The 20,671-nt window shown below is 30.8% G+C and carries 13 protein-coding genes; 8 read left to right on the forward strand and 5 right to left on the reverse strand.

The window, feature by feature from the left end:
* Positions 1-257 precede the first annotated feature (257 nt).
* The 4 genes from ACHZDT_RS04415 to ACHZDT_RS04430 all read right to left on the reverse strand — a co-directional run bounded on the left by ACHZDT_RS04415 (position 258) and on the right by ACHZDT_RS04430 (position 3,738).
* Entirely contained in the window at positions 258-2,030 is a 1,773-nt protein-coding gene (locus tag ACHZDT_RS04415; RefSeq protein ID WP_394773435.1) for a prenyltransferase/squalene oxidase repeat-containing protein, read from the reverse strand.
* Between the two features lie 115 nt (positions 2,031-2,145).
* On the reverse strand, positions 2,146-3,294 hold the full coding sequence (locus ACHZDT_RS04420) for a hypothetical protein (RefSeq protein ID WP_394773436.1): 1,149 nt from the start codon (positions 3,292-3,294) through the stop codon (positions 2,146-2,148).
* A gap of 114 nt (positions 3,295-3,408) precedes the next feature.
* Positions 3,409-3,546 carry a hypothetical protein gene (locus tag ACHZDT_RS04425; protein WP_394773437.1) on the reverse strand — a complete coding sequence of 46 codons (138 nt, stop codon included), beginning with the start codon at positions 3,544-3,546 and terminating at the stop codon, positions 3,409-3,411.
* A 54-nt stretch (positions 3,547-3,600) separates the two neighbouring features.
* A complete protein-coding gene (locus ACHZDT_RS04430; RefSeq protein ID WP_394773438.1) occupies positions 3,601-3,738 on the reverse strand; it encodes a hypothetical protein in 138 nt (45 codons plus the stop codon).
* 358 nt (positions 3,739-4,096) lie between these two features.
* Here ACHZDT_RS04430 and ACHZDT_RS04435 point away from each other — a divergent pair, with 358 nt between their 5' ends.
* The 5 genes from ACHZDT_RS04435 (at position 4,097) to ACHZDT_RS04455 (ending at position 10,981) form a co-directional block, all read left to right on the forward strand.
* Positions 4,097-5,815, forward strand: a complete 1,719-nt coding sequence (locus tag ACHZDT_RS04435) for a helix-turn-helix domain-containing protein (RefSeq protein ID WP_394773439.1) — start codon at positions 4,097-4,099, stop codon at positions 5,813-5,815.
* Between the two features lie 123 nt (positions 5,816-5,938).
* On the forward strand, positions 5,939-6,109 hold the full coding sequence (locus tag ACHZDT_RS04440) for a hypothetical protein (RefSeq protein WP_394773440.1): 171 nt from the start codon (positions 5,939-5,941) through the stop codon (positions 6,107-6,109).
* Between the two features lie 125 nt (positions 6,110-6,234).
* On the forward strand, positions 6,235-7,932 hold the full coding sequence (locus tag ACHZDT_RS04445) for a S8 family serine peptidase (protein ID WP_394773441.1): 1,698 nt from the start codon (positions 6,235-6,237) through the stop codon (positions 7,930-7,932).
* Positions 7,929-10,127 (forward strand): lantibiotic dehydratase family protein, encoded by a 2,199-nt coding sequence (locus tag ACHZDT_RS04450; RefSeq protein WP_394773442.1) that lies wholly within the window; start codon positions 7,929-7,931, stop codon positions 10,125-10,127. The genes ACHZDT_RS04445 and ACHZDT_RS04450 overlap by 4 nt, the downstream gene beginning before the upstream one ends.
* Before the next feature lie 5 nt (positions 10,128-10,132).
* On the forward strand, positions 10,133-10,981 hold the full coding sequence (locus ACHZDT_RS04455) for a thiopeptide-type bacteriocin biosynthesis protein (RefSeq protein ID WP_394773443.1): 849 nt from the start codon (positions 10,133-10,135) through the stop codon (positions 10,979-10,981).
* Positions 10,982-10,985: 4 nt separating this feature from the next.
* Here ACHZDT_RS04455 and ACHZDT_RS04460 read toward each other — a convergent pair whose 3' ends face one another.
* Positions 10,986-12,587: a Na+/H+ antiporter gene (locus ACHZDT_RS04460; protein ID WP_394773444.1), complete on the reverse strand. Its 1,602-nt coding sequence runs from the start codon at positions 12,585-12,587 to the stop codon at positions 10,986-10,988.
* Positions 12,588-13,417: 830 nt separating this feature from the next.
* On the opposite strand from ACHZDT_RS04460, the gene ACHZDT_RS04465 reads away from it, so the two are divergent.
* From ACHZDT_RS04465 to ACHZDT_RS04475, 3 genes are all read left to right on the forward strand, one after another.
* Positions 13,418-15,766 carry a mechanosensitive ion channel family protein gene (locus ACHZDT_RS04465; RefSeq protein ID WP_394773445.1) on the forward strand — a complete coding sequence of 783 codons (2,349 nt, stop codon included), beginning with the start codon at positions 13,418-13,420 and terminating at the stop codon, positions 15,764-15,766.
* Positions 15,767-16,157: 391 nt separating this feature from the next.
* Complete coding sequence (locus tag ACHZDT_RS04470; RefSeq protein ID WP_394773446.1) at positions 16,158-16,607, forward strand: response regulator; 450 nt, start codon at positions 16,158-16,160, stop codon at positions 16,605-16,607.
* Positions 16,608-16,619: 12 nt separating this feature from the next.
* Entirely contained in the window at positions 16,620-20,615 is a 3,996-nt protein-coding gene (locus ACHZDT_RS04475; RefSeq protein WP_394773447.1) for a PAS domain-containing protein, read from the forward strand.
* Positions 20,616-20,671 lie beyond the last annotated feature (56 nt).

A 20,671-nucleotide genomic window follows, 5' to 3' on the forward strand; every position in this document is an offset into this window, starting at 1 on the left:
TTGGTTTTATTTCAATATTGTGACTTGTAATAATTCCAAACTTTGCCAATTTATTATATAAAAAATCATAAGCAAATTCATAAGTAATTATAGAATTGTAAATCTTATTGTATTCTAAAATAATAAGATCTAATTCTTTTTGATTGTCGATTAACTGCAAAAAATTGTATAGATCCACAGAGATTTTTACCCTATGATCATATATTGTCTGATGAATAAAGTAATCACTTTTGTTTATTGGATTAAACGTGATATCATCAGAAATTAACGGAATTATATTTAGTTGCATATATTGATATAGATTTTAGGATTGATGAAGTTGTAAATAGCCTGTTGAATTCCTTAGCTCGGACATTCATTCCATAGTTTGCAACAGGAAAATGGCAATCTGCAGGCTTAATATCATTTGCTAAAGGAATCTGTAGTGCATTGGAATTATTCCAAGATCCGTCACTAAATTGATTTTGTAGTAAGAAAGAAATTGTTTTTTTTATCTGCGAGTCTAACTTATTGCTATTATCAAGTAATAAAATTTCTAAAACTAACCCCGTATAAAAAAAGTTTTCGCCATATCTATCAGAAAAACTTCCATTACTATTTTGTTTCGTTTTTAACTCCTTTATAATAAAGTCTAACTTTCGATAATCGTTTATTAAGTGATACGTCTTTGCCAGATAGTAATAGGTATAAATATGATCAGTCCACCAATATGAATTTAATTTACTTTTAAGGTTGTCATCAAAATACTTTTTAATTTTAGTATACGATTCACTTTCTAAATTTCGATTTGCTAAAAAATAAAAGCTTACCGCAGTCACACAATTATGATTAGATAACCAACCTGTTACGTCCGTAATATGTTTATCATCCAGTTTCGTTATCAAATTACTTTTTTGGGTATAAGTTGAGAATCCTCCATCGGTTTTTTGAAATGATTTCCATTTTTCTAAAAGATTACTTTCAATAATTTTATTATTAAAAACATAAGATAAAAAAACAAAATTGGTAGAATCTGCATCTTCGATCCAAGTTGTATTGTAGCTCCAGAGTGTCATTAGAGATTGGCTATCTAAAAAAAGCAGTGCTTTTTCTATTTCATTTTTAAAAATGATCTTCAATTGTGAATTTTCAGATATTTTAGATAAAATAAAAGCTGTAGACCATGTATTGCTAATTCCTCCCTGATTTACATATTCACGCCAAGAACCATTTTCCTCTTGTTTTGATTTTAAAAAGTTAATAGCTGTTTGAATACTATTTTCTATATCATTCGCGGGTATTATTTTATTTGATAAATTGATTCCAGAGGTTAAAATTTCCAAATAAGTATCTATTTCAATAATCGCTGTTGAAAAGCTTTTTTTTGTATCAATAATTATTTGTTTCCAATTTGGAATATTTATATCCTGAACAATTTTCAATGATTTATCACAATACTCAATTCCTAATTGATATATTTTTTTTGAAATACCTTTTACATAAAGGTATTTCTCTAAAGTTTTAGCATCTTGATTTGGTATACTATATTGTTGCAAAAGATATAGTGCCCAATTAAATTGCCCTTTCTCCAAATCTTCTTTAAAATCCTGGATATCATCATTTAGCTGAAAAGCAACAGAGAAATATTTGTGTGAAAGCAATAATTGCTTGTATAAACTCTCATCTATATTGTCGATACTGAATAAACAATCTATAGCAACTTTGCCAAAAGCAGCTTTATTATCTGCCAGAATTTCATACTCCACAATTGATACCAGTGATTTCTTCGATAAGCTTTTTTCTAAATGAATAGCTTTTAAATATTCATTTTTTCGCTCATTCCAAAGTTTCCAAAAATCATTTTCTATTCCATAAACAGAAGTTAGAATTTTAATGCTTTCTTCCTGGCAAATTGTAATTAAAGGAAATTTAGATAATTCTTTTTCATCTATAAGACTGTCTGTAAATATTGTTGCCTGATAATATAAGTAGCCAGCAATATCAAGCAAATCCAATTCCTTTTTTGAAATACAAAATGCATTTGCAAACAAAGAAGGGTAATTTTGATAATAAGCAGGATTTCGATTTTTAAAATCTGTATCTAAAATCAGATTTTTAAAATCCTGAGAAATACTCAATTGCTGAATATAATTTTGAAACTTCATTTTATTTGCTTTCTATGAAATCACTTTCATCTTTATTTAAAAGAATTGAGTTTGTGCCCGTAATTGTTGTGCCGGGTAAACTTTGATAAATAGGTTTTGATAAATCAATTAATCCATCATTATTTACCTTGCTTACGGCAGTTTCTTTTAAAACGTAGATAGAATTTCCGAAAACGGATGGATGAATTTTGTTATCGTAAGAAATTGATCCTTCTATATTTGATTCAAAGGATTTCAATGTCCACTTCTCATTAAACGTTTTGTAAAATGTTAATCTTGTATATGATTTTTTTGTTTCAATAACAGACTCTTTTTTATTTTCTTTAACGATTCCTTTTACTAAATTATTTTTATACTCTACTGAATTGATAAAATCTACAATTGCACTTGATTGTTTATCAAAAGTAATCTTGCCTATTGAGCGACTTGAAACATTATTGGCAGTTGACCAATCGGTCTCAAATGATGCAATAATCTGATTAGAAGGAGATTCTTCGATTTTGCTTGTTATATTTTTAGTGAAATTTATAAAATTTGAAAGAAGTGAATTCAAATAAATAGTACTAACCAATGAATTAGGAACAACATATCCACTGTTATTTTCATTAATCCTTGGAACATCAACATAAATATTAAGAGAAACATTTTTATTATAATCTATTGCTCCTAATCTTAGTTTTATATCGCTTTTTTTTTGAAGCTGATATGTTTTATCCCACCAATTAACTTTTGCAAGAATCAATCTTTTTAACTGATTATCAATAATCACAGTTTCTTTAAAATTGCATTCTTTCTCAAACGGAATACTAACATATAAATCTTCATATTTATCTAATACATATCGTAAAGCTTTATTTAAATTAAATGATTTGATAACAATTTCGTCTAATTGAACTATTATAGGTATCATAAATATTGTATCCGAAATTTTGTTCTTTTTCATTTCCAATACAACATCTGCATAACCTAGACTTGTAATTTTTAAATCCGAATTTTTGATATAAATTGAGGCTTTCCCTTCTGAATTTGTAAATGTTCCATCATTTAAATCAGGATAAAAAATGTTTGCATTTTCAATAGGCAAATTTGTTGTTTGATCAAAAACAAAAAGAACTTTATCTTGAGAAAGCCCAATTTGAAATACTAGCAAAAATAGAAGTATAAACGTTTTTTTTTTCGATTTTAAAAATTTCATAAAATATTATAATTAAGGAAAAAAGGGAATAAAAATAATTATTCCCCTTTAGATTAGGCATTCTAATTACTACAAATCTACAACTACATTAACTTCAACACCCCCATAGCTACCTCCAATTTTTGCACTGTCGACCCATTGAAACTCATATCTTTTTTCTAATTCTTCTACCTGAAATTTTTCTAATAATTGATTTTCTGTATTCATTTTTAATAATTTTATTTATGTTAATAATAGTGTAAGATTATCCGATATTAATTTTTATAAAGGAACTTCAATTTTAATAGTTCCAGAGCCTGTATCAATAGATCCTCCAACACTTTCAACCCAAGCAAATTCATACCTTTTTTCAAGTTCTTCTACCTGAAAATTTTCTAATAATTGATTTTCTAAGTTCATGATTTTAATTTTTTCGGTTAAATATTTTTAGTGGCTTAGTTTTTTTGTATGGGTTACTACAGCTTATCAATCCCATTGTAATTGGCCTATTACATTTAAGAAAACAATCTCATTCTTGCAGCGACGTCAAACTGTAAAAAATGTCTCAGTTTCTTATGCCAAAACTAAACTAAGCTTGTATTGCTCGCAAATGTTTCATATCGAAATTCCCGAATCTCGATACGCAATTCCTGAATTACAAGAAAAAAAACACTAAAACACTGATAATCAACACTGAAAAGAACACCCAAAAACACTAGTTTCACAACTCCAATTCTAGATATATAACCTATTTTTGTAAGAACCAACACTAACGATTTTGTTTAAATTATTTAAAATTTTGTTTTTATCGCTACTCCCACTTTTTGTTTGTGCTCAAACTCCAGAAAGGGACCATACTGAATTGTCCTATAAAAAATTAAGCAACCTTTATTTTGATAATGAGAATAATCCTAAAAAACAAATTATATATACTAATGCTTATATGGCCAGGGCCATTAAAGAAAATAACAATATTCAAAAAGCCCGCGCTAATTATCAAATGGCTTTATTGTATTATAAGTCCGATAAAAACAAAGCAATCAGTTATCTAGATAGTGTTATAAAATATTCAAAGGATTCAAAAGATAAATTTTTTCCTGCTGCAGCATATTGTGAAAAAGCAGATTTTCTTAAAAAGCAGTTTAAATTTAAGGAAGCTATGGATAATTATAAATTAGCCGAAAAAATAGCGCTTCAGACTAATATCGATTATTACTATGTAGTAAGAGATTATATAGGTATTACCAAATCTGAGGATTTGGGTGAATATGATGAAGCATTAGAAATATATAAGGAATGCTATAATTACTATAAGACAAAAGATTACAGAACAGACAAATATGCTAATGACTTTCAGGAGATAATTTTCGGAATTGCAGATTGTTACAAATCATTGCAAAATACCGATTCGACCACATATTACAATACACTAGGATTTAAAGAATCAACAATTACAAATAACATATCGCTAAAGTATATTTTCATATTAAATGAAGGCGCAAATCAGGTATTAAAGAAAAACTATCATACTGCATTAGATAGTATTAATAAAGCACTGCCACAAATGATAAAATATAATGATATTGGAAATACTTTAGCAGCCTACTTTTACTTAGGAAAAGCCTATGATGGTATTGGTAGAAAAGAATTAGCAGTTAAAAATTATCGAAAAGTAGATTCTATTTATTCAAACACAAAAGAAATAACTTCAGAATTTATAGAGGGTTATCCATATTTAATTACTTACTATAAAAATATTGGAGATAAGGAAAATCAACTCAAGTATATTTCAAAATATATGTTTATAGATAGTGTTTTACAGAAAAATTATAGAAATCTAAATAAGTTGATAAAAAGTGAATACGATGTTCCTCGTTTAATGTCTGAAAAAGAAAGCCTTATTGAATCTTTAAAAAAGAATAACTTAAGATCCTTCTGGGGAATTGGGGTCCTAATATTAATCATATTAAGTGTTTCAACATTTGGATTTTATCAATTTCAACTTAAAAAAATATACCGTTCTAGATTCGAACAGATAATGGATGAATCTATGACTAAAAAAAGCGAAGAGAATATACCTAACATAACTAATGATTCTAAAAATATTATTTTAAAAAATGATGACATTGGTATTTCAGACGAGTTAATTAAAGAGATACTAGAAAAATTGGAGGAATTTGAAAAACAAAAAAAATATCTAAAATCTGACATTACGATACAATCTTTATCCTCTCTTTTTCAAACTAATAGTAAATATTTATCTAAAATAGTAAACAATTACAGAAGCAAAACATTCATTCAATACATTAATGATTTACGAATAGAATATGCTATTGAAAATTTAAAAAATGATTCAAAATTAAGAAAATACACCATTCAAGCACTTGCTTTAGAATTTGGTTTTAATAGTGCTGAGTCTTTTTCAGCAGCTTTTTTTAAAAAATCGGGAATAAAACCAACCTATTTCATCAAGCAAATTAATAACTCATTTAACTAATTACCAACCGCTTATTATTTTTTCATTTATCGAAATTCGTGAATTTCGATAAATGAAAAAATAATCTTAAACTATTTATTGATTCAACATTTTATATTTGTGCTTAACCTTAAATATAAAATCATGAAAACTAGAAAAGGAAAAAAAGAAATTAAAAAATTTGATCTTGACAAAATGGAAGTTGCCAAACTAAAAAATATGCATTTGATTATTGGAGGAGGAGGAGGAGATGATCCTATCGATACTAATGATAAAAAAATAGGTTCATCAAGAGATTGTGCTCAGAGTAACTAAGGAAAAATTGAATCATGCTCTTTTAAAGCCAAAGCTTAATAATTAATAATAGTCTTTTAAAGTTAATTTATTCAATATAAAAAAAGAATATTTAACCTTAAAAGGCTTAAAAGTTTCTAAAAAAAATGAAATCATTCTACAGTATATTATTATTTATACTTCTTGTCGGCTGTAATAGTGCAAAAAATGTAAATATTTCTAAACAAGTATATTCTCAAACAAAATTATCAACTTTAGAACTTAAAACCTGGTATCAAAAAGATTATACTTTAGATGGAATTCCTGGAATATCATTAGACAAATGGTATAATCAAAACAAAAAAAAGCAAAAACAGACTATTATCGTTGCTGTAATTGACACGCAAATTGATATTAATCATGAAGATTTACAAGGACAGTTTTGGACAAACGGTAAGGAAACACCAAACAATAATATTGATGATGATCATAATGGCTACATAGATGATGTAAACGGCTGGAGCTTTACCGGAACCAAAAATGGAGGTTATGTTGTATGGAATAACTATGAATATGTCAGGATAATAAGAGAATGGGAACCTCTGTTCAAAGGCAAGGCGGAAAGTGAAATTGCAAACAAAGACTTGCCTGACTACAAGGAATATCAGCGAGCCTCAAAAATTTTTGATTTTAAACAAAAATATTATAAAAATTGGCATAAATCCTTAGTATATAATATTGAAGTATATCCTCTGGTAAAAGATACTTTAAAACATTTTTTTCCTAAAGAAGATTATACCTATAAGCAATTGGACAGTATTTATAAAAAATATAAAATAAATGACAAGACTTATAAACAAAGACGTGACGATAAAGATAAAGATTTAGGAGCTCTAATTGATTATATGATGGTCAATTTAGAAGTTGATGAGAAAACATTTGAAGATATCGTTGATAAAAAAACACAACTGGATTCTGTACTATTAAAAAATTTGAATGTTGACTATAATGAACGTCTATTAATTGGTGATAATCCAACTATCCTTGAAAAAGGTTATGGTAATAATAACATCAGCAATAATAAAGCCGGACATAGACCGATACAGGATCATTGTACTAAAATGGCTGGAATAATAGGTGCAAATCGATTAAATAATATTGGTGTAAAAGGTATTTTACAAAATGTAAAAATTATGCCATTGAATGTTTCCCCCTCAGGAGATGAACTTGATAAAGATATTGTAATGGCGATATATTATGCAGTAGATAATGGTGCTAAAGTAATTAACATGTCATTAGGCAAAGAATTTTCTCTGCATAAAGACTGGATGTTTGATGCCTTAAAATATGCAGAAGCCCACAATGTTTTAATAGTTCATAGCGCTGGAAATTTTGCTTTTGATGTTGATAAAAATCCGGAATACCCAAGCGATGTTGCATTTGATGGTACACCTGAAATTTGTACTAACTTTATTAATGTAGGTTCTACAACCTATAAATTAAACGAATATTTTGTTTCAGATTTTTCAAATTATGGGAAGGAAAATGTTGATTTATTTGCTCCGGGCGAAGAAATTTATACAACAGCTTCAGGAAATAGTTATAAATCTGATTCTGGAACTTCTATGTCTACACCCATGGTTTCAGCAACAGCGGCATTAATATGGTCGTACTATCCGGATTTTACAGCTAAACAAGTAAAACAAATTATTTTAGATTCCGGAACGGCTTACAACTTACAAGTACTTGTGCCGGGAACAAAAGATAAAAAAGTACCATTTTCAGAATTATCTAAATCAGGCAAGGTTTTAAATGTGTACAATGCAATGGAATTAGCTAAAGAAATGAACAAAAGGAAAAAATGATATCACCTTTCAAGATTAAACCTTTTGCAGATTATGTATTAAGAACTCCATTAATGCCATTGTCATTTTATCTCAATACAATTGAAAACTATTCGACAGAAAAGGCAAAACAGCTTTATCACAATCCTTTAATTCGAGAAGCTATTAGTTTGGCATCTCCAGAATTAATAAAAGAATTAGACAAATGGGTAAAAGAAGATACTAATATATCTAATGAAATTACAAAAAAGCTAGAGATTACATTTTTAAAATATGTTGCCAGAATGTCCTCTAGATGCACACCTTTTGGTTTATTTGCAAGTTGTTCAATGGCGAGAATAGCTGATGAAACTAAAATTATTCTGGAGGATTCTGACAAATTTAAACGTTTTACTCAATTTGACATGCAATTTTGGATAGCGCTATTACAAGAAATTGCTGTAAAAAAAGAGGTCATCCCACATTTAAGATATTATCCAAATGGCAGTATTTATCAAATTGGAGAATTTTACAGATATATTGAATATAAATATGTAGAAACAAAAAGAGAACATAGTATAAGTGCTTTAAGAAAATCTGCTGTATTAACTGAATTACTTCATAATGCAAAATCAGGATTGACTATCGAAGAAATGATCGCACTTTTGGCTGATGATGAAAGTGAAAAACAAGAAGCCAGAGAATTTATTTTAAAACTTATCGGTTTTCAATTTTTGGTTAGTGAATTAGACGCTGTTGTGACGGGAAATAATGAATGGGAGAGAATTTTTTTCATTTTAAAGAAAATCCCAGCTTTAAATAACGAATTTAAAATTTTAGAAAAAATTCAAAAGCAACTTTCCAGTTTAGATGAAATGCTCGTTCCTTCTGAAAAAAAATATCAGGAAATTAAAGAGAATATTAAGCAATTAGAAATTGGCTTTGATGAAAAGTATCTTTTTCAAACTGATTTAAATTCAAGTACAATTGTAAGTACTTTAAATGCTAGTATTTCAAAAAAAGTACTACAGGCTCTTCATTTTTTAAATGGCATTCAAACCAAAAAGAAAAATCAAGATCAGGAAAATTTCAAGAAAGCGTTTATTCACAGATATGAGTCCAGAATAATGCCGCTGACTACAGTTTTAGATACAGAAATCGGAATTGGTTATTTACAAAATCAAGATATGAATGACACTCATGAGATTTTAGAATTTCTTGAATTTAAAAGTAAAGAAACAAAAGATGAAAATCAGCTTTGGACCTCTTATGATTTTGTTTTGCAAAAAAAAATGCAGGAATGCATTCTGCAAAGTAAAAAAACAATAACATTAAGTGAAAATGATTTTATCGATTTCAATGCTGATTTTAATGATGCCCCAGCGACATTTTCTGTAATGATTGAAGTTTTTGACCAAGAAAATATTGTAATAGAATCTTCTGGAAATAGTAGTGCAGCAAAACTATTAGGGCGATTTTGTCATGGAAATTCAGGTATTCATAAATTAACTAAAGAGATAATCCAAAAAGAAGAAGATTATTATTCCGACAAAATAATGGCAGAAGTGGTTCATATTCCAGAATCAAGAACAGGAAATATATTACGCCGGCCTGTTTTACGAAATCATGAAATAAGCTATTTAGCAAAGTCTGGTGTATCTGCAAATAATAATATTGATTTAAATGATTTATTTATTTCTATTCAAAATGACACCATAAAATTACACTCAAAAAAGCTCAATAAGGAAGTTATTCCCTGTTTATCAAATGCCCATAATTATTCCACAAATTCTTTGCCCATATATGATTTTTTATGTGATTTACAATCGCAGCAATTAAAACCTATCTATTCTTTTAGCTGGGGAATTTTAAAAAAGCATTATGATTTTTTTCCAAGAGTAATGTATCATGATATTATTTTGTCGAAAGCGAAATGGATCATAAAAAAAGAAGAAATATTAAGTTTTTACAAAATGAATGATGAACAATGTTATCAAGCATTTTTAATATGGAAATCCTACCGAAATATTCCTCAATATATAAACTGGACAAATGGTGACAATACCTTATTATTTGATTTTGAAACTCAAATTGGAATGAAGCTATTTTTAAAATCAATTAAAAATCGGGAAAAAATTACTTTAGAAGAATTTCTATTTACAAAAGAATCAGTTGTACAGAATCAAAATACATATGCTTTTTGTAATCAGTTCATACTATCATTTTACAAAGAATAATTATAATGCAAAGAGATTTTTGTTTGGGCAGCCAATGGTTATACTATAAAATTTATACTGGTGTTAAAACAGCAGATCATATTCTAGCAGAAAAACTAAACCCTGTTATCACTTACTTAGAAGAAAAGAAAAAGATACAAAAATGGTTTTTTATCCGATATAGAGATCCTGAGGAACACATCAGGCTTCGTTTTTTAGTAGATGATATTGATAATTTAACTGCAATTATCAATGCATTTCATCCTGTTTTTAAAGAACTTATTGATGAAAATGTGATTTGGAAAATACAGACAGATACTTATCAAAGAGAAATTGAAAGATATGGTAAAGCAACTATGTATTATTCTGAATTTATTTTCTGGAAAAACAGCAAAATGATTTTAAAATATTTGAATCTTAAAACTTCATTTTTGGAAAAAGAAGTAGCGCTTTTTTTTAGCTTTTTAATGATTGATTCTTTTTTGAATTCATTTAAATTGTCAAATTCAGAAAAGTTAACTTTAATGGATGGACTTCAACTTGCTTTTAAAAAAGAGTTTGAAACAGATAAAATTCAAAAAAAGAAAATGGATATAAAATACCGATCATTAAATCCACAATTAGAAGATTTTTTACAAATTTCTAATCAAAATGATTTTTCGGAAATTTTTCATATTGTCAATGAAAAGTCAAATAAAATAAAAGAAACTGCCTTAAAAATAATAGATAAAATTGAAATTCCGCTAAATGATTTTTTGTCAAGTCATATCCATATGATGATTAATAGACAATATACATCAAAACAAAGAATGTATGAACTTATTATTTATGATCACTTATATAGATATTATAAAACTTTAAATTATAAAAATTAATCCCCTACTCCTCATACATCTCCATCCATAACCTCGTCTCTTCCAAATCCAGTTCCTTCTCAATCTTTCTGAAAATTTCCTCATTGACAGAACCGGATTTATGCATTGATTCCAGTTTATTGCGCTCAACGTTCAGTAAATCAATTTGAATTTTGGTAAAATCATTAAAGATCTCCCCGCCTACTAAATTTCCTTTTCCGAAGAAGTTGGCAGGGAGTTCGGTTTTTTGGAGACGGTTGAATTTTACTTCGTATTTGCTTTTTATGTTATGGAGTAAATCGTCGTTGAGTAACGAGAAATTATCTTCGATATGGGTAATGGTTTGCGAAACGATGATGTTTCTGATTTCGTACTCTTCGGCGAGGATAGAATATTTTTCAATTTTTAGTTTTTTAATCAGCCACGGCAAAGTCAATCCCTGAATAACCAAAGTCGAAAGAATCACGCAAAACACCAAATAAATGATGAGGTTTCGGAGTGGGAATTCTTCTGTCTTATTCATCATTAATGGTAACGCTAATGCTGCCGCCATCGAAACGACGCCACGCATTCCGGACCAGCCGAAAACAATCATATTCCGGAAATCGAATTCTTCCTGTAGTCGGATTTTTTTACTGATAAATCTGGGAAGCAAAGTCGCCGGAATCACCCATAAAAAACGCACCACAATCACGACCACACTTACAGATGCACCCCAAACAAATAGCGACCAACCGGAATAATGTTCAATTCCTAATATGATTTGGCGCAACTGCAATCCGATTAAAATAAAAATTAGTCCGTTTAAAATATTCGTTAAAACACTCCAGATTGTTCCTGTCATGATTCGGCTTTCGTGGGTAAAAATTGTTCCGGATCTTGCTGAAAGGAAAAGTCCCGTCGCAACAACGGCAAGAACACCTGAAGCTTCAAAATGTTCTGCAATTAAATACGAAGCAAAAGGAGTTAATAAAGTTAAAGTCGCTTCGATTACATCATCGCAAACAAACTTTTTATGAATAAAACTCATAATATATCCCACGCCTAAACCTATCGCAATTCCTAAAACCGACATAACAACAAAATTCAATCCGGCTTGCCAAAGCACAAAATTCCCCGCCATAATTGCTGTCAAAGCATATTTGTAAGCAACTAAACCACTGGCATCATTCACCAGACTTTCGCCTTCAAGAATCGCAATTAACCTCGGGTGTAAACCCAAACCTTTTGTAATTGAAGTTGCCGAAACCGCATCCGGAGGTGAAACTATCGCACCTAATAAAAAAGCTAACGCCCAGGAGATATCATCTATCAGCATATGTGCCACAAAAGCTACGGCAACGGTTGTAAAAAGTACTAAACCGACAGCGGCAAGTGTAATGGGACGAATGGTTTGTTTAAAATCTGACCAACTGGTGTACCAAGTCGCATGGTATAAAAGTGGAGGTAAGAATACGATAAATACAATTTCGGGACTTAGCGCAATTACAGGAAGTCCGGGAATAATACTAATCACAACTCCGCAAAGTACCAACACAATAGGAATAGGAAAATTGTATTTTTTACTGATTAGGCTCAAAAAAGCGACTCCAAATAGTAACATTATAATTACTGTAATATTTTCCATTTTTGTTGTTTTGGTATTTCTGGTGAGAGTACGAATATAATATTTTTAAAACTTTGTTCACAATATGATTCTATGGGTTCTTTTTCCTACTCCGTTATCAGGATTTATTTTTTTGTGTATAATTTTTAATACATAGTTTTTATGTTTGCAATGTGAAGGTGTTTTTAGAATTCGGTTTTTATTCTCGCAGATTTTGCAGATTGAGCAGATTTTTATTTTGACAAAGACTGTCATCCTGATTTCTATGATAAAATCATTCTTCTGGATTTTTTTTTAAGAAGTTCCATAGAAGCAAAATATATTGTAGTGGTGGATTTTAATCCATTCATTCGCAATCAGAACCAAATCTAGTCATCCTAAGGAAACGAGAGATCTCCCTAAGTAGCTCGACAAAGATTATACCTGCCAATTGGCACGGAGTTTATTACGGAGATGCTTCGTTCCTCAGGATGAAAAACTATACGAAAATATTGTTATGAAAATGATTGGCCTAGCCCCCGATAGAAGTGGAAATCCTTTTGTGGCGGTCCCGAGGCTTCGGGAGCGGGATTGGCTCGTGAAAAAAAGATGTGGTTTTATCATAGAAATTGCAGATCCACTTTGTGCAAAGTCGTTGAACTAATCTTTTGTTTTTAAACATTTTTTTCAAAAATTAAAAAATTATCATAATCATTTTATCCCGATGGCTATCGGAAGTGTCAAAAACAATAATATTGTTTAAGATAAAATCTAAAATCAACAAATCTCATTTAACCAAATTTTACCATACTTTCCGTTATAAATATCTCAAAAAAAATTACATGTGAAACTTAAATTTATTGCCCTAAATTATGATTCAGAAAAGAAATTTTATTGGTTTACTAGCCTTATTTGCAGTCTTTTTTTATGCAACACTTACCTATTCTCAAACTGCGCCTCCAAAAACAGAAACCCGTTCGAAACTATTTGAGGAAACTACAACTGACAGTGATTATTTGATTGCTATAGAAAAAGCCGGAGAGGTTTTAGAATCTGCTCATAATGACACGGAGTTTGACGGAAACAGTCATCACTTGTTTGGAGAAATTAAAAGAACGCAAAGCAAACTTGATCTTATTTTAGTGAGTTTAAAAGGCGCGAATCCTAATGTGCGTAACCAGCAAATGTATCGAATTGTCCTGAAAGAAATCGAACAGGAACTTAACGAGCAAAATACTGCGATCAATTTACGCAATCAAACACTTGAAAAAATCAAAAAACGTGTAATGGATTTGCGCAAGGACAATGTCCTGATGGGATTGGTAAAAGATACGATTCGCCGCAAGCAATTTGGCAGGGAATTAGCCAATCTTAAAAAAAGATACCTGAGCACGGACAGTCTGATGACTAAAAATCAGAATATTTTAAACGATAATAAAAGAATCACAGTTCAACGAAAAATCGCCGTTTCAAATGCTTTAATTACTGTTGAAGGCAAACTTGAACAATCCGGAATTAGTCTGATGAAAAAAGAATATCCCGTATTATGGAGTACGAGCGATTCGACATCTAAAAAAATCGTAGGACAAAATATTAAGGATAAAATCATCATCGAGGAAAATGTCGCGGCTTATTATTTAAGTTATAGAATAGGCGGATTAATTTTTCTGGTGCTGTTAATGGGTTTATTAGGCTGGTATATTTCACGTAATTTAAAATACTTGAAAAATAACGGACATGCCGATAATCTGTCTCAGTTTAACTTTAAATATTTAAATCGGGGCATTATAATTCCGGTTGCGGTTGTTGGTTTAAATATCGCGGTTGTGAGTAATATATATGCACCGGCAATGTTTATTGAGCTGATTCAGATGGTACTTTTAGGACTTATTACTGTACTGTTTAAAAACAACTGGAAAAAAACTTCGATGCGAAATTGGTTATTTCTGTTAGCATTATTTTTTGTGCTTTGCTTCCTTGACTTGTTTATTGCAGTAGGATTTATTCAGCGTTGTGCCTTTATTGCCATCAATATTTTAGGAATCCGTTATGGATTTGTTCAGATAAAAACGCTAAAAGATCAGCTTTATATCAAAGGATTTTTTAAATGGGCGACTATAATTTTTATCGGCTTAAATGTTCTGGCGTTACTTAATAATCTTTTCGGACGTGTTTCTTTGGCAAACATGTTAAGTATTACCGCTTTTATTTCGCTTACGCAGATTGTTGCCTTAAGCGTACTTTTAAAATTAGTTTTAGAGATTATTCTTTTACAAATTTATACGACGAGAATCAAACGTGATATCGAAAAGATTTTTGATTTTGAGACTTTATCAAATACGCTAAAAAAACCTTTTATCATCATAATTAGTTATATGTGGCTTGTTGTCATTGCTTCTAATTTGAATATTTGGGAATCATTGCGTACCGGCTTAAATTCGTTATTAACGCATCCAAATACGATAGGAAGCATCACTTTTACTCTAGAAAACATCGTTTTGTTTTTTATTATTATCTGGCTTGCGCATTTATTACAAAATTATGTAGCTTACTTTTTTGGAGAAGTTGATGATGAAAACGAAGAGAATATCAATAAAAGGCAACATTCTAAATTATTGATTACAAGACTTGTTGTATTAATTGTGGGATATCTTTTGGCCGTTGCCGCATCCGGAATGCCATTAGACAAACTAAGTATTTTGTTGGGAGCTTTGGGTGTTGGTGTTGGACTTGGACTTCAAAGCGTCGTTAATAATTTCGTTTCGGGTATTATTTTAATTTTTGATAAACCAATACAAATTGGAGACGTAATCAATATTAGTTCAGAATCCGGTCGCGTAAAATCAATGGGATTGCGAACCACCAAAATCAACTCGGCAAATGGCGCCGAAATCATTATCCCGAATGGTAATTTATTATCTCAAAACATTACAAACTGGACGTATACTGACAATTTTAAACTGGTAGAAATTGCTGCCGAAGTTAGCGGCGATATTATGCCCGAAGAAATTAATGCTTTAATATTAGAATCTCTTGAAAGCATGGTTTTGGTAAATAATAATAAACCACCACAAATTTATTACACTGCTATTGCTGACGGAAAATTCAAATTGCAAATAAAATTCTGGTGCAGCATTTATAGAACCGAAGAAACAATAAGCAGCGCTCGCCAGGTATTGTTTATCAATTTTAAAGCAAAAGGTTTAACATTAGCGACATAAAATAAACTTAGATTATATCCTAAAAATCCGTCAGACTAAATATTTGACGGATTTTTTTTATAATTTAATTTCTGAAATAAAACTTTCTAATAAATCACATTTTCCTGATTGGATAATCTAAATTCGGTTTTGTCTTAAATCTTGTTTAACTTATAGATTACCAAACCTCAACAAAAAAATTCAATCCTTATTAGAAAATAAAAAAATTACGAATTTAGACCTCAAAACGTTAAACTTATTGAATTATAGTTGATTAATTGTAATAGAATAAATCTTATCTTAGCAGAAATATATTCCGTTCAATTTTAAATTAAGGGGTGAATTCTCTTTTTTTGAATAGAAAAGAAACTATTTTGAACAAAAACTCACTCAATTTTTATTTTACCCAAAAATGAACAAACAGAATTACAATCTTTTACTAGCTGATGATGACGAAGACGATTGCGCTTTTTTTAAGGAAGCACTTGATGAATTAGTATTGCCTACAGATCTTGTAACTGTTAATGATGGTGTGGAGTTAATGAACTTTTTAGCTGAAAATGCTGAAAATAATTTGCCTGATATTCTTTTTCTTGATCTTAATATGCCCCGCAAAAATGGTCATGAATGTCTGACTGAAATAAAAGAAAAAAAGGAACTTAAAGATTTGCCCGTAATTATTTTCTCTACTTCTCTGGACAATGAAATTGTCGATTTGATGTATGAAAAAGGAGCTACATATTACATTCGTAAACCCGGAGATTTTTCGAAATTAAAAAAAGTAATCGAAAACGCTCTTATTACGGCATCTCAAAATAATTTTAAGCAACCCGTTAGAGCAGATTTTATTCTTCAACCCTAATTGTTTTTTTGAATGAGCTTTATAAATAAAGAACATTATTTTCTTGCCGATGGTGGAGAAATGGGTGATCTGATTCGCTCGAAAGACTGGAGTAAAACCCCGCTGGGCGATCCTGAAAACTGGCCCCAAAGTCTTCGCACCATGACATCTGTAATGCTCAACAATCCGCTGGGAATGTACATTGCGTGGGGTGAAAATTTTACACAATTATACAACGATACGTACCGCAATATTCTGGGAGAAACTAAACATCCTGAAGCTTTAGGAATTAGTTCTGAAATTACATTTGCCGAAATCTGGGACACTATTGGTCCTATGTTTCATGATGTAATGAAAGGAAATGCCGTTAGTTTTTCTGATTTAAAATTAGTTCTGAACAGAAATGGTTTTGATGAAGATTGCTACTTTAATTTTTCATATACTCCTATTAAAACAGAAAATGGCAAAGTAGGCGGCGTTTTAGTTAACGTTGTCGAAACTACCGAAAAAGTAAGAGCCACCGAAGCACTTAAAATCAGTAATAACCAATTTAAAAATAACATCATGCAGGCTCCTGTCGCGATGTGCGTTTTTAGAGGTGAAAAACATCTGGTGGAAATTGCTAATGAGCAGATGATTTTATTATGGAGAACAGAAGCCAAAAATGTCATTAATAAACCCATTTTTGAAGTATTACCAGATACAAAAAGCCAATATCTGGAAGATGTTTTAGATAATGTTTATAAAACCGGCAAAAAATTTGTCGCCAATGAACAGCCCGTTAAATTTTTGAGAAATGGTGTAATCGAAGACACTTATATCAATTTTGTTTACGAAGCCCTTACAGAACCTGATGGAACAATTTCCGGAGTTATGGGAATTGCGCTTGAAGTCACATCTCAAGTAATGTCGCGCGCAAAAGTTGAAGAAAGTGAACAAAAAGTCAGGGAATTGGTAGAGAATGCGCCTTTCCCGATTGCTTTATATGTGGGCAAAGAAATGACGGTTGAATTAGCCAATGACTCTATTATCAAAGTATGGGGAAAAGGCAATGATGTTATCGGGAAGTCCTTTAAGGATGTTGTTCCGGAACTTGATAATCAGTTGGTATTTGAACAAATTAATGAAGTTTTAACCACCGGAAAATCCTTTCACACAAAAAACACTCCGCTTGATTTAACCGTTGACGGAAGTTTGGGAACCTATTATTTCAATTATAGTTTAACACCAATATATGATGTAAACGGTAATATATATGGCGTTATGAATACGGGTGTTGACTTAACTGACCTGAATATAGCCAAGAAAAAAATTGAAGAAAGCGAGCAGAATTTACGCAGTATGGTCGCACAATCGCCAATTGGTATTTGTGTACTTGATGCAGAAACCCTGATTAGCGAAATCGTAAATGACAGTTTTGTTGAGGTTGCCGGAAAAACATACGACCAAATTGCAGGCAAACATTATTGGGAAACATTTGCTGAGGTAAAACCTTATTATGAAGATGCGCTACAAAAAGTAATCGATGATGGACTTCCTTTTTATGCTAATGAAGTAGAAATGATTCTTATCAGACATGGAAAAGAAGAGAAAATATATGTAACTTTTGTTTATGCTCCGCTAAAGAATATCGAAGGAAAAGTAACAAAAATCGCCATTTGGGTTCTTGATAATACACCGCAGGTTATTGCCCGACAAAAAATTGAAGAAGCTGATAAACGTTTTAGAAACACCGTAAAACAAGCTCCCGTTGGGATTACAATTTTACGTGGTCCTAACCATATTGTCGAAATGGCAAATGAGGCTTACTTAAAATTAGTGGGCAGAGAAGAAAGTACCTTTATAGACAGACCTTTGTTTGACTCTTTACCCGAAGTAAAAGAAACCGTAAGTACACTTTTAGACGGTGTTTTAAATACCGGAATTCCTTTTCACGGCAGTGAATTGCCTATACCTGTAAACCGTTATGGAAAACAGGAAGTTTTCTATTTTGATTTTCTTTATCATCCTTTAAAAGAGGAAGATGGAAAAATTTCGGGCATAATAGTAACCGTAACAGACGTAAGTGAAAAAGTAGAAGCCCGCAAGAAAATTGAAATCAACGAAGAAAGACTTAATATTATTGTTGAAGCCAGCGAATTAGGAACCTGGGAACTCCATGTAAAAACAAAAGACCTTCAATATTCTCAAAGATATCTTGAAATAGTTACAGGATATAAAAACAACGAAAACCTAAGTCATCGCGAATTATTGAATCATGTTCATCCGGACGATATGCGCATTCGGGAACGTGCTTTTAAACAAGCCATTACATCAGGATATATCCATTATGAAGCACGAGTAATCTGGGACGATCAAACTATTCATTGGATCGAAGCCAAAGGAAAACTTTTTTATGATGAACAAAATAATCCTGAAAAATTGCTGGGAACAATAAGGGATATTACCGATGAAAAAAATCATCAGCATGAGCTTGAAATCAGTGAAAAAAGATTTAGAAAACTGGTCATGGAATCTCCTGTTCCAAAAGCAATTTTGAAAGGAAAAGATATGGTCGTTGAAATTGCCAATGAAGCACTTTTAAAAAGCATCTGGAGAAAAAAAGCAAGTGATGTTGAAGGAAAAAAAATATTCGACATATTTCCGGAACTCAGAACTCAAAAATATGGCAAACTTTTACATGAAGTTTATACCACCGGAGAAATACATTCAGAATCTGAATCCTTATTATTAATTAATGGAACTGATGGTGAACAAAAATTTTATATCGATTTTGAATACGCGCCAATGCGTGAAGCCGATAACGCAATTTCTGGCATAAAAATCACCATAATTGATGTTACCGAAAAAGTAGAAGCCAGAAAAAAAATACAGGAAAGTGAAAAACGATTCAGATCATTGACTGAAAGTATTCCGCAGCTTATCTGGGAAACCGATGAAAACGGAAATGCATTATTTGCATCTGGTAAATGGTTAGAATATACCGGAATTCAACCTTCTGGTCAAGCCGAATGGAAAGAGATGATTCATCCTGATGATTTTGATGAAAATGTCAGAGTCTGGACTCATAGTTTAACCACCGGCGAACCTTATAAAACTGATGTAAGGGTTTTAAGAAAAGATGGAAATTACAGATGGCACTCTGTAATTGGTGAACCTGTTTTGAATAAAGAAAATAAAATCATAAAATGGGTTGGCGCATTTACAGATATCCAAACTGAAAAAGCATTTACGCAGGAATTAGAAAAACAAGTAACGGAACGCACAAAAGAACTCGAACAAAAAAATGTAGAACTGGAGCAAATGAATAAGGAACTTCAGTCATTTGCCTATATTTCAAGTCACGATTTGCAGGAACCGTTGCGAAAAATACAAACGTTTGCAACACAAATTATCGACAAGGAATATCAAAATTTATCTGACGCCGGAAAAGATAAGTTCAAACGCATGCAAAATGCGGCGCAAAGAATGCAAACGCTTATCAACGATTTACTCTCATATTCGAGAACAAATATTCAGGAAAGGAAATTTGAAAAAGTCAATCTTTCTCAAATTATTGATGAAGTAAAAGAGGATTTAAAAGAAGAACTGGAACAAAAAGAAGCTATAATAGAAACTAATAAAACTGGTGATGTTAGTATTATTCCGTTTCAATTCAGGCAATTATTATACAATTTGACCAGTAATTCATTAAAATTTTCGAAACCGAATATTAAACCTGTAATAAAAATTACAAGTGAATTTGGTAAAGGATCAGATTTAGACAATGAAGCTTTGGCGAAAGACACTGAATATTGTCATATTAGTATATCAGACAACGGAATAGGTTTTGAATCTCAATACAGTAAAAAAATATTCGAAGTTTTTCAGCGTTTACACGGAAAAATGGAATATTCAGGAACAGGAATTGGACTTGCGATTGTGAAAAAAATTGTTGAAAACCATAACGGATTCATCACCGCAAAAGGCGAACTAAACAAAGGCGCGACTTTTGAAATTTATATCCCGGTGATTCAAAATGCAAACTAAATAAAAAAACGGAAATAACTTTAAAAAGTCATTTCCGTTTTTGTTTTTAATTCTTC

Source organism: Flavobacterium sp. (genome assembly GCF_043722275.1).
Classification (GTDB): domain Bacteria; phylum Bacteroidota; class Bacteroidia; order Flavobacteriales; family Flavobacteriaceae; genus Flavobacterium.

Excerpts from the sequence above, each read along its gene's own strand:
- ACHZDT_RS04425 (WP_394773437.1), bottom strand. The coding sequence starts at position 3,546 with ATGAATACAGAAAATCAATTATTAGAAAAATTTCAGGTAGAAGAATTA.
- ACHZDT_RS04430 (WP_394773438.1), bottom strand. The coding sequence starts at position 3,738 with ATGAACTTAGAAAATCAATTATTAGAAAATTTTCAGGTAGAAGAACTT.
- ACHZDT_RS04440 (WP_394773440.1), top strand. The coding sequence starts at position 5,939 with ATGAAAACTAGAAAAGGAAAAAAAGAAATTAAAAAATTTGATCTTGAC.
- ACHZDT_RS04445 (WP_394773441.1), top strand. The coding sequence starts at position 6,235 with ATGAAATCATTCTACAGTATATTATTATTTATACTTCTTGTCGGCTGT.
- ACHZDT_RS04450 (WP_394773442.1), top strand. The coding sequence starts at position 7,929 with ATGATATCACCTTTCAAGATTAAACCTTTTGCAGATTATGTATTAAGA.
- ACHZDT_RS04455 (WP_394773443.1), top strand. The coding sequence starts at position 10,133 with ATGCAAAGAGATTTTTGTTTGGGCAGCCAATGGTTATACTATAAAATT.
- ACHZDT_RS04460 (WP_394773444.1), bottom strand. The coding sequence starts at position 12,587 with ATGGAAAATATTACAGTAATTATAATGTTACTATTTGGAGTCGCTTTT.
- ACHZDT_RS04465 (WP_394773445.1), top strand. The coding sequence starts at position 13,418 with ATGATTCAGAAAAGAAATTTTATTGGTTTACTAGCCTTATTTGCAGTC.
- ACHZDT_RS04470 (WP_394773446.1), top strand. The coding sequence starts at position 16,158 with ATGAACAAACAGAATTACAATCTTTTACTAGCTGATGATGACGAAGAC.
- ACHZDT_RS04475 (WP_394773447.1), top strand. The coding sequence starts at position 16,620 with ATGAGCTTTATAAATAAAGAACATTATTTTCTTGCCGATGGTGGAGAA.